Annotated in this window: 14 protein-coding genes; 5 read left to right on the top strand and 9 right to left on the bottom strand. The window is 68.9% G+C overall.

Going from position 1 to position 12963, the window contains the following annotated elements; translation table 11 throughout:
- Positions 1-3: 3 nt before the first annotated feature.
- From OHA03_RS16450 to hemL, 8 genes are all read right to left on the bottom strand, one after another.
- Positions 4-543, bottom strand: a complete 540-nt coding sequence (locus OHA03_RS16450; RefSeq protein WP_267004595.1) for an SRPBCC domain-containing protein — start codon at positions 541-543, stop codon at positions 4-6.
- Positions 544-601: 58 nt separating this feature from the next.
- Positions 602-1687 carry a c-type cytochrome biogenesis protein CcsB gene (gene ccsB, locus OHA03_RS16445; RefSeq protein ID WP_267004594.1) on the bottom strand — a complete coding sequence of 362 codons (1086 nt, stop codon included), beginning with the start codon at positions 1685-1687 and terminating at the stop codon, positions 602-604.
- Positions 1684-3429: a cytochrome c biogenesis protein ResB gene (locus OHA03_RS16440; protein WP_267004593.1), complete on the bottom strand. Its 1746-nt coding sequence runs from the start codon at positions 3427-3429 to the stop codon at positions 1684-1686. Before OHA03_RS16440 ends, ccsB begins: the two co-directional genes overlap by 4 nt.
- Positions 3430-3434: 5 nt before the next feature.
- Positions 3435-4172, bottom strand: coding sequence for a cytochrome c biogenesis CcdA family protein (locus OHA03_RS16435; protein ID WP_078852814.1), 738 nt, complete (start codon positions 4170-4172; stop codon positions 3435-3437).
- 31 nt (positions 4173-4203) lie between these two features.
- The gene (locus tag OHA03_RS16430; RefSeq protein WP_093776288.1) at positions 4204-4815 is read right to left on the bottom strand and encodes a TlpA disulfide reductase family protein; all 612 of its coding nucleotides are present in this window, start codon (positions 4813-4815) and stop codon (positions 4204-4206) included.
- 67 nt (positions 4816-4882) lie between these two features.
- Positions 4883-6127 (bottom strand): hypothetical protein, encoded by a 1245-nt coding sequence (locus OHA03_RS16425; RefSeq protein ID WP_267004592.1) that lies wholly within the window; start codon positions 6125-6127, stop codon positions 4883-4885.
- 191 nt (positions 6128-6318) lie between these two features.
- Positions 6319-7005: a histidine phosphatase family protein gene (locus OHA03_RS16420; protein WP_267004591.1), complete on the bottom strand. Its 687-nt coding sequence runs from the start codon at positions 7003-7005 to the stop codon at positions 6319-6321.
- Positions 7002-8309 (bottom strand): glutamate-1-semialdehyde 2,1-aminomutase, encoded by a 1308-nt coding sequence (hemL, locus tag OHA03_RS16415; protein ID WP_267004590.1) that lies wholly within the window; start codon positions 8307-8309, stop codon positions 7002-7004. The genes OHA03_RS16420 and hemL overlap by 4 nt, the downstream gene beginning before the upstream one ends.
- Before the next feature lie 283 nt (positions 8310-8592).
- Here hemL and OHA03_RS16410 point away from each other — a divergent pair, with 283 nt between their 5' ends.
- From OHA03_RS16410 to OHA03_RS16400, 3 genes are all read left to right on the top strand, one after another.
- Positions 8593-9177 (top strand): hypothetical protein, encoded by a 585-nt coding sequence (locus OHA03_RS16410; protein ID WP_267004589.1) that lies wholly within the window; start codon positions 8593-8595, stop codon positions 9175-9177.
- A gap of 179 nt (positions 9178-9356) precedes the next feature.
- Positions 9357-10466 (top strand): hypothetical protein, encoded by a 1110-nt coding sequence (locus tag OHA03_RS16405; protein ID WP_267004588.1) that lies wholly within the window; start codon positions 9357-9359, stop codon positions 10464-10466.
- Positions 10467-10607: 141 nt separating this feature from the next.
- Positions 10608-10961, top strand: a complete 354-nt coding sequence (locus tag OHA03_RS16400; protein ID WP_267004587.1) for a hypothetical protein — start codon at positions 10608-10610, stop codon at positions 10959-10961.
- Here OHA03_RS16400 and OHA03_RS16395 read toward each other — a convergent pair.
- Positions 10894-11466 carry a TIGR03086 family metal-binding protein gene (locus OHA03_RS16395; RefSeq protein WP_267004586.1) on the bottom strand — a complete coding sequence of 191 codons (573 nt, stop codon included), beginning with the start codon at positions 11464-11466 and terminating at the stop codon, positions 10894-10896. The two genes, OHA03_RS16400 and OHA03_RS16395, sit on opposite strands and share 68 nt — an antisense overlap.
- Positions 11467-11554: 88 nt before the next feature.
- Between OHA03_RS16395 and OHA03_RS16390 the strand changes: the two genes are divergently transcribed.
- Both OHA03_RS16390 and OHA03_RS16385 read left to right on the top strand, forming a co-directional pair.
- A complete protein-coding gene (locus OHA03_RS16390) occupies positions 11555-12361 on the top strand; it encodes a helix-turn-helix domain-containing protein (RefSeq protein WP_267004585.1) in 807 nt (268 codons plus the stop codon).
- Positions 12362-12407: 46 nt separating this feature from the next.
- A complete protein-coding gene (locus tag OHA03_RS16385; RefSeq protein ID WP_267004584.1) occupies positions 12408-12959 on the top strand; it encodes a GNAT family N-acetyltransferase in 552 nt (183 codons plus the stop codon).
- Positions 12960-12963 lie beyond the last annotated feature (4 nt).

Below are 12963 nucleotides of genomic sequence, written 5' to 3'. Positions count from 1 at the left end.
CCGTCAGTCCCTGCCCCGGCCGCCGTCCGCCGCGTATCCGTCCCGCAGCTCCTGCCATCGCGTGAGCGTCCAGGCGGACCAGTCGGCAGGACGCCCGTCCAGCGCCTCCACCAGGTACTCGAAGTGGTTGTGCCAGCCCGCCAGGCAGTCCAGTCGCAGCGCGTCGTCGCCGCGGAACTCATTGGTGAAGCGCAGCACCACATGGTCGCCGCGTGGCGGCTCCAGGTGGAAGCGGATCCGGCCGTGCACCCCTTCGAGGGTGTATTCGGCGACCCGCTCGATGTCCCAGGCGGTGACGGTGCCGGAGGCGACCGTGGCGTTCCCGTCCCGGTCCGTGTTGAGCCAGCGCAGCGTGATCGCACCGCCGATGCGCGGTTCGAACGGTTCGGCGGCGGCGAGCCAGTCCCGCAGCCCGTCGGAACTGGCAACGGCTGCCCACACCCGTGACACGGAGTGGGGCAGCCGGAGCGTGAACCGCAGGATGTGGCGGTCGCCGTCGGTCTCTGCGGCACCACGTTCGACCACTGTGTGCGTGTCGCTCATGATTCCAGCGTGGCCCGACGGGGCGGGTTCCGCACCCGTACGGATGAGGGCGGGAGGCTCAGACGCCGGCGTAGGAGTGCTTGCCGGTGACGAAGATGTTCACGCCGTAGTAGTTGAAGAGCCAGCAGCCGAAGGCGATCAGCGCCAGGTAGGCGGCCTTGCGGCCCTTCCAGCCTGCGGTGGCGCGGGCGTGCAGGTAGCAGGCGTACGCGACCCAGGTGATGAAGGACCAGACCTCCTTGGGGTCCCAGCCCCAGTAGCGGCCCCAGGCGTCGCCCGCCCAGATCGCACCGGCGATGATCGTGAACGTCCACAGCGGGAAGACGGCGGCGTTGACACGGTACGAGAACTTGTCGAGGGTCGCCGCGGCGGGCAGCCGGGACAGCACGGACTGGGCGAACGAGCCGGGCTCGACGCCGTTCGCGAGCTTGCTCTCGTAGCTGTCGCGGAACAGATACAGCAGTGTGCCGACCGCACCGATGTAGAAGACGGCACCGCAGATGATGGCGGTGGAGACGTGGATCCACAGCCAGTACGAGTGCAGTGCGGGCACCAGCTGGTCGCTGGAGGTGTAGAGCACGGTGGTCGCGATGCCGAGGTCCAGCAGGACGGTCGTGACCAGCAGCAGGCCCATCCAGCGGACGTTCTTCTTCAGCGCGAGGAGGATCAGGTACGCGGCGACGGCCACCGTGGAGAAGGTGATCGAGAACTCGTACATGTTGCCCCAGGGGGCACGCTGCACGGACAGCGCGCGGGCGACGACCCCGGCGGCCTGGACAAGGAAGGCGAGCACGGTCATGGAGACCGCGATCCGCCCCCACAGATCGCCCTTGAACGTGCCGCCGGCGGCGCCGGGCCCGTCCGGGACGTCACGCGAACCGGCGGCGGAACGCGTAATGATCTTCGGACGGTCCAGTACGGCGGTGGCGCCGCCCTTCTGCGCGACCTGGACCTGGATCTTCGCCGAGGAGGCGTCGGCGGCCCCGGTCAGCGCGGCGGCGGTGCGGCCGACCTTGCTGCGGCTGCCGAACACCCACTCCGCGATGTGCGCGAAGAAGGCGATGGTGTAGACGGCCATCGACGAATAGATCAGCACATTGCTGGTGTGCGCCAGATTCTCGTTGGTTGCGGCGGCGAGATTCACTTCTCAGCCCCTTCGGCAGGTTCTTCGGAAAGTGCTTCGGCGGATGCGTCGTCGGGCGCGGTGGGCGCCATGTCATGGAGTGTGACCGCGAGATCGGCCAGTTCCTCGGGAAGCTTCGCGGACTCGCTGCGGCCCAGGCCCGCCATCTCGACGACGGTGACGCCGTCCGCTCCGCGTACGGCCCGGACCCAGACCCGGCGCCGCTGGATGAACAGCGACCCGGCCAGACCGGCGATGGCCCCGATGGCTCCGGTGAGCGCCCAGCCGCTGGCGGGCTGTTGCGAGATCTGGAAGCTGGCCCACTGCTCGATGCCCTCGAAGGTGATCGATCCGGCGCCGTCCGGCAGCTTCATCGTCTCGCCGGGCAGCAGCCGCTGCTTCAGCTTGTCGCCCTTGCTGTCCTTGAACGCCTCCATCTTCGAGGTGTTCAGCTGGTACACGTTCTGCGGCAGACCGGAGTCGACACCGAGGCTGCCGTGGTACCCGTTGAGGGCCAGTACCGGGAAGTCCGCGGCCGGGAACTGGGAGAACATCGTCCCCTTGCCGTTGCCCGCGAACGTCGGCACGAAGAACGCCTGGAAGCCCAGCTGGTCCTTCTTGCCGTTCTTGTCGCGGTAACCGTCCATCACCTTGATCGCACCGGTCGAGGTGACATTGCTGTCGATCGGCAGCAGCGGAACGGCGGCCTTGTAGACCTCCTTGCCCTTGCCGTCCTTGACGGAGACGACCGGGGCGTAGCCGTGCCCGATCAGATAGACCTTGGAGCCGTCGACCACCAGCGGCTCGTTGACCTTGATGACGGCCTTCTTCGGCTTGCCGTACGCGCCCTCGGAGTACGTGACGTGGGCCTCGTACTTGCGTGGGGTGCCGACCTGCGGACCGTTGCGCTCGTACGTGCCGACGAACTTGTCGAGGGTGAAGCTGAACGGGGCGAGCGAGTCCGTGTCGTAGAGCGATCCGGACTTGAAGTCGTCGTACTGGGTCAGCGTGTTGGAGAAACCGTCGCCCTGGACGATCAGCTTGCCGCCCTCGGACTTGAAGAGCTGCCCGGTGGCGAAGGCGACCAGCATGACGATCAGCGCGACATGGAACATCAGGTTCCCGGCCTCGCGCAGATAGCCCTTCTCGGCGGCGACCGCATCGCCGTCCGCGTGCGCCCGGAAGCGCCGCTTGCGCATCATCGCGAGCGCGGCCTCGCGGACCTGCTCCGGCTCGGCGTCGGTGCGCCACGTCGTGTACGCGGGCAGCCGGGTCAGCCTCTTGGGGGCGCCCGGCGGGCGGCTGCGCAGCTGGCCGACGAACTGGCCGGTGCGCGGCACGATGCAGCCGATGAGGGAGACGAACAGCAGGATGTAGATCGCGGAGAACCACACCGAGCTGTAGACGTCGAAGAACTGGAGCTTCTCGTAGATCGGCGTGACGGTGGTGTGGGCTTCCTTGAAGGTCTGCACCTTCAGCTCGTCCACGCTGTTCTGCGGGATCAGCGAGCCGGGGATGGCCCCGAGCGAGAGCAGGAAGAGCAGGATCAGCGCGACCCGCATCGAGGTGAGCTGGCGCCAGAACCAGCGCGCCCAGCCGATGACGCCCATGGCGGGCAGTGCGGCCAGGGCTTCTTCGCGCGGTGCCGTGGAGAGCTGCGAGCCGGCCGCGCCGAGCTCGGCCGCGTTCTCCCGCTCCTGTCGGCTCTCGCGCTCGCGCTCGTTCGCGCGCTCTTCGGCCGCGTCGGTCTTGGTGTTGCTCATGGAACTCAGATCCCCACCGTGAAGCCGTTGGACCAGCCCTGCAGTTCCTGCATCATGCTGCTCCACACACCGGTCAGCAGGAGCAGTCCGGTCACGATCATCATCGCGCCGCCGATCCGCATGACCCATACGTAGTGGCGCTTGACCCATCCGAAGGCACCGAGCGCCTTGCGGAAGGCGACTGCGGCCAGCACGAACGGCAGGCCGAGTCCGAGACAGTACGCCAGGGTCAGTACGGCCCCGCGCCCGGCGGTCCCCTGCTCGAGGGCGAGCGTCTGCACAGAAGTGAGCGTCGGGCCGAGGCACGGCGTCCAGCCGACCCCGAACAGCACCCCGAGCAGCGGCGCTCCGGCGAGGCCGGACACCGGCCGCTTGTGGATGCGGAATTCACGCTGGGTCATCCAGGGCATGAGCCCCATGAAGAAGACGCCCATCAGGATCATCAGGACGCCGAGAATCTTGGAGATGACCTCGCTGTGATCCTGCAGCCGCTGCCCGAAATAGCCGAAGAGCGCGCCACCGGAGACGAACACGGCGGAGAAGCCGAGTACGAAGAGCGAGGCGCCGACGACCATGCGCCCCCGTCTGGCCTGGGCCAGATCGGTCCCGCTGACCCCGGTGACGTACGAGAGGTAGCCGGGCACCAGCGGCAGCACGCACGGCGAGAAGAACGAGACCAGTCCGCCGAGTACGGCGATGGGCAGGGCCACCAGAAGGGCCCCGTTGAACACGGTCGTGTTCATGCCCGTGGTCGCGGCGAGCGTGAGCACGTGATCACTTCTCCGCGATCAGCGGGTCGATCATCTTGTGGAGCTTGACGTCGTCGAGGGCGACGAGGGTGCGGGCCGCGATCTTCCCGTCCCGGTCGATGACCACGGTCGACGGAATGGCCTGCGGGTTCAGCGTGCCCTTGGGGAAGCGCAGGATGAGCTTGCCGATCGGGTCGAAGAAGCTCGGGTAGGTGATGCTGTTGTCCTTCTCGAAGTTCACCGCCGGGCCCTTCTCGGCGTCCCGGGTGTTGATCCCGATGAACTGGACACCCTGGCTCGCGGTCTCCTTCGACACCTTCGCGAAGTGCTTGGCCTCCAGCCGGCAGGGGCCGCACCACGAGCCCCATACGTTCAGTACGACGACCTTGCCCTTGTAGTCGGCGACGTCGAGGGGCTTGCCGTCCAGCGTCGCTCCGTCGAGCTTCGGCGCGTCCTGGCGGTCCGCCTTGGCCACGGTGGAGATCCCGCCACTGCCGGTGACGAAGTGGGAGTTGCCGCCACCGCCGGCCTTGTTGCCGTCACCACCGCAGGCGGTCAGGGTCAGCGCCAGTGCGGCGGCCGCTGCGGGGGCGGCGAGCAGGGTGAAGCGGCGTCGGGGTGCGCGGCCAAAGCTCATGTGAAAAGTTTCGCATGGCGGTTTCGGGGATCTTGCGCACCCCCCTCGGTGCCCGTAAAGACCGTTGTCAGGCCTGTTTAAAGAAGGTGTTCCAGCCACCGCCGGGCGACTCGCCGACCTCGAGGGTACGGAGCTTCGCAAGCACGGCCGGGTCCTGGACATCGAGCCAGTCGACGAACTGCCGGAACGAGACGAGCCGCACATCCGGCTTCCCCGCGATCCTTTTGATGGTCTCCTCGACCGCATCCATATAGATGCCGCCGTTCCACACCTCGAAGTGGTTGCCGATGTAGAAGGGCGCACGATTCGTCTTGTACGCCCGCTCGAAACCGGCGAGGTACGACTGTATGGCCTGCTCACGCCAGGCCGGAAAGCGCGACGGTATTCCCTGGGTGGAGTTCTTCGACTGGTTGGCAAGGATGTTGTAGTCCATCGACAGCACTTCGAACGAGTGCCCGGGGAACGGTATGCCCTGGAGCGGAAGATCCCACAGCCCCTGGCGCTTCTCCGGCCAGATCTGGGTGCCGCCGGGCGAACTCGCGTCGTAGCGCCACCCTAGTTTGCGCGCAGTGGGCAGCAGATTGTCCTGGCCGAGCAGACAGGGCGTGCGGGCGCCTATGAGTTCCTTGCGGTAGTCGAAAGGCAGCGGGTCGAGATCGGTCCAACCAGTATTGGTGCGCCATTCGGTGACGAAGGAGACCGCCTGATCGACTTCGTTCTCCCACTGGCCGGGCGTCCAGTGGGCGACCGATCCGGAGCCGGCGCAGAAATGCCCGTTGAAGTGCGTGCCTATCTCATGACCGTCGAGCCAGGCCCGGCGCACCTGGTCCAGCGTCGCCTTGATGTGGTCATCGGTGAGATACCCGATGTCGGAGGCGCCGATGGCGTTGTTCGGCGGTCGATACAGGGATCTCTTCGACTCGGGCAGCAGATAGAGCCCGGAGAGGAAGAAGGTCATCGACGCGTCGTGGTCCTTGGCGAGTTCGAGAAAACGCGCGAAGAGCCCGGTGCCGACCTCGCCCGCCCCGTCCCAGGAAAAGATCACGAACTGCGGCGGGGTCTGCCCGGGTTCCAGCGGGACCGGCGCGGAAGGCTGGTTCGGCTGCGCTCCGGTGTCAGCGGTGGAACCGTCGCCGATCTCCCGCACGTCGTCGTCCCCGGCACCGCTTCCCTCGGCCTTGCCGCCCGCCCGCTCCCCGGGGCTCGACCCGCCCCTCACGGCGGAGTCCGGGGAACCGCAGCCCGCCATCCCGATGGCAGCCGCTGCTCCCAGTCCGGCTGTGAGCAGACTCCTTCGGCTGATATCGCGCATGGCGTCCCCATCTGCGGTCGTTTTGGCCCAACTCCATACAAACTGGCAAAGGCTTAGATGGGTGAAACAGCACGGCGGTTCCGCCGATCGGCGCATGACTCCTGGCGCGACCCGACCCGAAGCCGGCCGGACGCGGCGCGGGCCCCGGCCGAAGGATCGGCGGGGCCCGCAGAGTTGGCAGAGAGAAGGATCTAGGCGCCGAACGCCTTGGACTTCCCCTTCACCGGCTTGGCACCTGCCAGCAGATGCGCAGGCACCAGATCGCGGGCCGGCTCGGTGTAGCCGACGGAGACGATCTTGTCGCCCTGGTACGTGAAGGTGGTCAGCGAGGCGAGCGTGCACTGCCGCTTGCGCGGGTCGTGCCAGAGCCGCCGCCGCTCGACGAAGCTCCGGACGATCCAGATCGGCAGCTGATGGCTGACGCAGACCGCCTCGTGCCCGCGGGCCGCGTCGCGCGCGGCGTCGAGGGCGCCCATCATCCGTACGACCTGCTCGATGTACGGCTCGCCCCAGGACGGGCGGAACGGGTTGGTGAGGTGCTTCCAGTTGTCCGGCTTGCGCAGCGCGCCGTCGCCGACCCCGAAGGTCTTGCCCTCGAAGACGTTGGCCGCCTCGATCAGCCGCTCGTCCGTGGCCAGGTCGACGCCGTGCGTCTTGGCGATCGGTGTCGCCGTCTCCTGGGCGCGCTCCAGCGGGGAGGCGACGACATGGGTGATGTCGCGCTTCTCCAGGTGCTCGGCCACCCGGTCGGCCATCTGCCGGCCGAGCTCGGAGAGGTGGTAGCCGGGGCGGCGCCCGTAGAGCACACCCTCGGGGTTGTGCACCTCCCCGTGACGCATCAGATGGACGACGGTGATGTCCTTGTCGGCCGGGCTCATGCGGTGGCCTCCGATGCGGCACGGGCGGCGGCGGGCAGCGCGGCGGCGATCCGCTCGACGGCCTGCGTGTCGTGGGTGGTGGAGACGAACCAGGACTCGAACGCGGACGGCGGCAGATAGACGCCCTGCGCCAGCATCGAGTGGAAGAAGGCGGTGAAGCGGAAGGCTTCCTGCTTCTTGGCGTCCTCGTAGTTCCGCACCGGCTGGTCCGTGAAGAACACGGAGAACATGTTGCTGGCCGCGGACACCGTGTGCGCGACGCCCTCCTTGGTGAACGCCTCGCTCACCAGGGCCTGGATCTCCGCGGAGACCGCGTCGACCTTCGCGTACGCAGCATCGTCGAGCAGCCGCAGCTGGGCGAGCCCGGCGGCGGTGGCGACCGGGTTACCGGAGAGGGTGCCCGCCTGGTACACGGGGCCGACCGGGGCGAGGTGCGCCATCACATCGGCGCGCCCGCCGAAGGCCGCGGCCGGGAAGCCGCCGCCCATGACCTTGCCGAAGGTCATCAGGTCGGGCCGCACCCCGTCGACGCCGAACCAGCCGGCCTTCGAGGTACGGAATCCGGTCATGACCTCGTCGGAGATGTACAGCGCACCGTTGGCGGCGCAGATCTCCTTGAGCCCGGCGTTGAAGCCGTCCACCGGCGGCACGACGCCCATGTTGCCCGGCGACGCCTCGGTGATCACACAGGCGATCTCGCCGGGGTGCGCGGCGAACGCGGTCCGCACGGCCTCCAGGTCGTTGTACGGCAGCACGATCGTGTCGCCGGCCTGCGCGCCCGTGACCCCGGGGGTGTCCGGAAGACCGAAGGTCGCGACCCCGGACCCGGCGGCGGCGAGCAGCGCATCGACGTGCCCGTGGTAGCAGCCGGCGAACTTCACGACCTTCGCGCGGCCGGTGAACCCGCGCGCCAGCCGGATCGCGGACATGGTCGCCTCGGTGCCGGACGACACCAGCCGCACCTGCTCCACCGGCTCGATCCGGGCCACGATCTCCTCGGCGAGCGCGACCTCGCCCTCACCGGGCGTACCGAACGAGGTGCCGCGGGCGACAGCCTCCTGGACTGCGGCGATGACCTCGGGGTGGGAATGGCCGAGGATCATCGGCCCCCACGAGCACACGAGGTCGACATACTCACGACCGTCGGCGTCGGTGAGGTACGGACCGGTACCGGACACCATGAAGCGGGGCGTACCGCCCACGGCCCGGAAGGCGCGTACGGGAGAGTTCACGCCGCCGGGCGTCACGAGGGACGCGCGGTCGAAAAGCGTCTGCGAAACTGGGGCTTCGTATGAATACGGCACTTTGGTCCTGATCTGCGATTCGGGGGGTCGGGGGGCCGGGCCGGAAATCCGGCCGCCAGTGAGCAGGAAGCGTGATCTCCTCGTATGACGAAAGGCGTCAGCCCTCTCGCGTCTGCAAAACTGGGGCGTCATAGGGAAAGCTCACACAAGCCATGGTGTCAGAGCCACCGACGGTCTTGCGGACGGGTGTTTCACACCACGCCCGCGGGGGAGGTCACTGACACGATGATCGGGTTGCGCGGCGGGGGCTGTGTCTCCTAAGTAGTAGTCGGGTGGATGAGATATGCATCGCGGTGGCGGAGTGGGCGAAGGGACCGACGACCTGGGGCCCGAGCCTGCCCGGCGAGGTCGGCACCGGCGTGGGGCTGAGCGTAAGCAGGGCATACATCAGGCCGGCAGTGCACAGGCCGGAAGCAGGAGTGGTGGTCGAGTGGGGGTGACCTACAAATATTTCGGGGCCCCCGACGGGGCCACTGCCGCACGCGTGCCCATTTCGATGCGCCCCGAGGAGCTCGGCGGTGACGAGCTGGGCATGGGCGGCATGTTCAGCAAGATCAAGCCGGAGACGGTCGCGGCCATGGTGCTCACCGGCATACAGGGCATACCCCTGCACAAGGTCCCCCCGCTGGAACTGGTCGTCCTGCACCCCGACTACGCGGTGGTCAAGCTCCCCATGACGGTCGTCGACCCGCTGCGCGACGTCGGCGAGGAGTCGGTCGGTGCCGCGGCCTTCATCTGGTCCACGGTCCCGGACCGCGGCGGCCCGCGCGACGCGTTCAACGTCTACCAGCTGCTCCACGAGTGGCAGGATTTCAGCCATCGTCTGCATGACGCGGGACATCAGGCGTACTGCCTGGTGTGGCCCTGAGCCGATCCGGACCCGGCCCTGAGCCGGTCCCGATCCGGCCCCGAACCTGCCCTGCCCTCGTCCCGGTCCCGTCCTGAGCCGGTCCCGACGCCACCCCGTAGCGCGGCTGTCACCCCGGGGCTCTACGGTTCTCCCCTGTTCTCGTGCACGCTGCACGCTGCACGTTCGGGAGGGGACCCATGACCACCAGTGCCGCATCCGCTCGCCTCGTCGCCACGCTCACCGCACCCCTGGACCGGGATCGTGACGCCGCGTACGCGCCGTCCGTCCTGCGGTGGCCGGATCGACGCCTGCTGATTCAGCGCGGCGACTTCGAGGCGGTCGCCGTCGACCTGGACGACCCGTCCGCCCCGCAGACCCGCTTCCCGGCCCCCTGGCCGCGCCGCTTCGGTACGTTCACGGTGGCGCCGGGCAGGGATCTCGCGGTCTTCGCCGGGGTGCACTCGGTACGCGCGGTGGATCCGGCGGGGGCGGTGCGCTGGGAGGTTCGGCACGGCTGCTGGGAGGGCGGTTGCCGCATCCTGCACGAGTCGTTCGAGGAGTACGCGGACAGCCGGTCACATCTGTACGCGGACAGCGGCTCCGCGGTGTTCTCGGTGGACGGTTCGCTCGTGTGGGCCCACATCCGCGGCCCCGTGGCGACGGCCGGTCCGGATCCGGAGGCGCTCGACGAGTGGCTGGTCATCGATGCCGCCGACGGGCGGGTGCTGGGGCGGGCGGACGCGGAGACCGTGGCGGCGGGCTCGGAGCACGTACCGCATCCCGATCCGGCGCAGATGGGGCTGAGCGTCGGCGAGGGCCAGGACGGGGCGCCGCTGCTGTGGGGGCGGTGGGACGGGGCGGAGCTGTCCGTGGAGCACTTCGGCGAGGAGGAGCGGATCCTGACCTCCGTGAGCCCCACGGGCGAGCACTTCCTGACAGTGGCTCACGATCTGGACTCCCTGGCTCTGCACCGGGTCTCGGACGGTGCGGTGGTGGCCGAGCTGGAGGCCGCGGATGCCGTGCCCCGTCACCCCGACGCGGATCCGGACGACTTCGACGCCGACGACGTGATGTGGGACTACGAGTGCGGGTTCGTGGACAAGGAGACAGCCATCTCCAGCACGGATCAGGAGGAGGAGTACGGGCCGGTGCGCCACTGGCTGCTGGACGCGGCGGGTATGCGCCCGGCCGGTCAGGTCGCGTACCCGTTCCCGGTCTCCGGTACTCCCACGGCTCTCGGCGACGGCACCTGGTACACGGTGTCCGGGAGTGGCGACGCCGTGCACCTGTGGGCCTTGGACACGTAGACCGGAATACGCCCGTATTCGGCCATTCATTGGCCGAAGAATGATCTTCAGCAGACGTGCCGGCCCTGCCGATGTACCCCATACAGCCGATACCGCCGGTGCGGTCGGTGTGCGAGGCATCGACATCGAGGAGGCCCGCCCATGGGCGACATTCTGCTGGCCCTGTCCATCCCCGTACTGGTCTTCGCCGTGGGGATCTACGCAGGGTGCGAGACGTGGTGGCGGCGCCGGCATCCGGCGCCGCCGTCCCCGTACACCCATCAGGCGGCGCGCCTCGCCGAGCGCGAGACGGTCGCGGCCGCCGAGGAGATCGTCGACGGGGCGCACACGAGGCTGGAGGGGCTCTACCGCACCTCAGGAGGGACGATTCCGGCCACGGGGGCCACTGGAGTCATGGGTGATTCGGGAGCCACCGGTGCCCCGGGGCTCACGCCCGGGGCGGTTGCCACCCCGGGTCGCGCCCGGTCACAGCCAGCATCCGCTCGAAGGGGCTAGCACCGTCCGGTACGGGGAAGGGCTCACCGAACACCTTCGCCTTCCGCGCATTCGGAGCCATCTCGGCAAGCCCGGGACCGAGTTCGCTCACCACCGCCTCGTCCGGGACGTATTCCTGACCGGTGGCCCGTGCCAGGTCCCACGCATGCACGGTCAGGTCGCCGAGCACCATCCGCGCGACGGTTCTGGCGGGGAACCCCATGGAACCCGCGGTCCCCTCGTCCGCACCCGGCGCGTCCCACGCCGCCACCAGCTTGGCCGTCTCCTCTCCGAAGCGGCCCCGCCAGTCCCCGGTGACCGCGGTCGGCTTCGCACCGAAGTCCGGCTCCTCTCTGGCCGCCAAGGCCTGGAAGTTGACGACCACTTGGAAGAGATGGTCGATCAGGGCCCGCACGTCGTACTCCGTGCACGGCGTGGGGTCGCCCAGTCGGCCGTCGTCGATCCCACGCACGACGGGAGCAGCGCCGTCGGCGGCCGCAGCCAGCAGTTCACTGATTTTCTTCATGCTGCGACCGTCCGTCCGGCGGCGGCCCGTGTCTTGAATAAATGCGACACCATCGATACGAACGTACGTTCGCCATAGGATCGCTGTCATGTCTGCTCCTCGACGCGATACCCGGGGCATCGTCGACGCCCGCGAACTCTTCTCGCATGTGCACTTCCGCCGGCGCGAGCCCGCGCCCGGACTGCGGACGCAGGTGGCGTTCTACTGGCTGATCGACTGGGACCTGCCGGAGCCGTACACCTCACACGTGGTGCCGCACCCGTCGGTGAACCTGGTCTTCCAGCACCACGAGAGCAGCGGCGAGGCCGCCTTCGCGGAGGTCGCGGGCATCGGACTCGGACTCTTCACCCAGAAACTGGAGGGCCGGGGACGGGTGTGCGCGGTGAAGTTCCGGCCGGGTGGCTTCCGGCCGTTCGCACCGGGCCGCCCCGTGTCGGAGTGGACGGGCCGACGGCTCCTGGCGCACGAGGTCCTCGCCGTACCCGCTCCTGTGGCGGCCGTGCTGGACCCGGCCCAGGAGGACGCGCGGGTCGCCGCGCTGGACGCGTACCTGCTGGCACTCGCCCCGGAACCGGACCCGCAGGCCGAGCGCGCGATGGCCCTGGTCGAGCGCGTCCGCACCGACCGCACGGTGCGCCGGGTCGACGAACTCGCCCGCACCGAAGGGCTGTCGGCACGCTCGCTGCAGCGGCTCTTCGCCACCTACGTGGGCGTCGGCCCCAAGTGGGTGATCCTCCGCTACCGCATCCACGAGGCGCTGGAACGCGCCGAGTCTGACCCCGAAGTGGACTGGGCTGAGCTGGCCGCGGACCTCGGCTACAGCGACCAGGCCCACCTGACCAGGGACTTCACGTCGACGATCGGTGCCCCGCCGACGGCACTCGCCACCCGTTGACGGTCGGTGCCGGTGGTTGTCAGTAGTGCGGCCTACTGTCTTCGGTATGGAACGCACCTCGTCATCGCCGGCGCCCGTCGTGCGGATCGTGCCCTGGTCGGACGGCGACCTGGAGCTGCTCCGCCGTGCCAATGCGCCGGAGCTCATGGACCACCTGGGCGGGCCCGAGTCCGAGGAACAGCTCATGGCGCGCCACGACCGCTATGTCGCGCTGAGCGAGGACCGGACGGGCCGCGGCAGGATGTACCGGATCGCCCTGACCGACGGCGCCGGGGACGAGCCCGTGGGGACCATCGGGTTCTGGGAGCGGACCTGGCGAGGGCAGGAGGTGTACGAGACGGGGTGGGCCGTCCTCCCGGGATACCAGGGGCGGGGCATCGCGGCGACCGCGGCCGTGGCCGTCGCCGAGCAGGCCCGGGCCGAGCACAAGCACCGCCATCTGCACGCCTACCCGTCCGTGGACAACGCCGCGTCGAACGCGGTCTGCCGCAAGGCGGGCTTCACCCTGCTCGGCATGTGCGACTTCGAGTACCCGCCCGGCCATGTGCTGCTGACGAACAACTGGCGGCTGGAACTCGCCCCGAAGTCCGCCCCGTAGCTCG

The sequence above is a fragment of the Streptomyces sp. NBC_00154 genome (assembly GCF_026342835.1).
Taxonomy (GTDB): Bacteria; Actinomycetota; Actinomycetes; order Streptomycetales; family Streptomycetaceae; genus Streptomyces.
The sequence above is the reverse complement of the archived record's forward strand: the minus strand, read 5'-3'. Positions and strand labels throughout refer to the sequence as shown.

Excerpts from the sequence above, each read along its gene's own strand:
- OHA03_RS16420 (WP_267004591.1), bottom strand. The coding sequence starts at position 7,005 with ATGAGCCCGGCCGACAAGGACATCACCGTCGTCCATCTGATGCGTCAC.
- OHA03_RS16435 (WP_078852814.1), bottom strand. The coding sequence starts at position 4,172 with ATGAACACGACCGTGTTCAACGGGGCCCTTCTGGTGGCCCTGCCCATC.
- OHA03_RS16450 (WP_267004595.1), bottom strand. The coding sequence starts at position 543 with ATGAGCGACACGCACACAGTGGTCGAACGTGGTGCCGCAGAGACCGAC.
- OHA03_RS16440 (WP_267004593.1), bottom strand. The coding sequence starts at position 3,429 with ATGAGCAACACCAAGACCGACGCGGCCGAAGAGCGCGCGAACGAGCGC.
- OHA03_RS16395 (WP_267004586.1), bottom strand. The coding sequence starts at position 11,466 with ATGAAGAAAATCAGTGAACTGCTGGCTGCGGCCGCCGACGGCGCTGCT.
- OHA03_RS16400 (WP_267004587.1), top strand. The coding sequence starts at position 10,608 with ATGGGCGACATTCTGCTGGCCCTGTCCATCCCCGTACTGGTCTTCGCC.
- OHA03_RS16405 (WP_267004588.1), top strand. The coding sequence starts at position 9,357 with ATGACCACCAGTGCCGCATCCGCTCGCCTCGTCGCCACGCTCACCGCA.
- OHA03_RS16425 (WP_267004592.1), bottom strand. The coding sequence starts at position 6,127 with ATGCGCGATATCAGCCGAAGGAGTCTGCTCACAGCCGGACTGGGAGCA.
- OHA03_RS16430 (WP_093776288.1), bottom strand. The coding sequence starts at position 4,815 with ATGAGCTTTGGCCGCGCACCCCGACGCCGCTTCACCCTGCTCGCCGCC.
- OHA03_RS16410 (WP_267004589.1), top strand. The coding sequence starts at position 8,593 with ATGCATCGCGGTGGCGGAGTGGGCGAAGGGACCGACGACCTGGGGCCC.
- OHA03_RS16385 (WP_267004584.1), top strand. The coding sequence starts at position 12,408 with ATGGAACGCACCTCGTCATCGCCGGCGCCCGTCGTGCGGATCGTGCCC.
- OHA03_RS16390 (WP_267004585.1), top strand. The coding sequence starts at position 11,555 with ATGTCTGCTCCTCGACGCGATACCCGGGGCATCGTCGACGCCCGCGAA.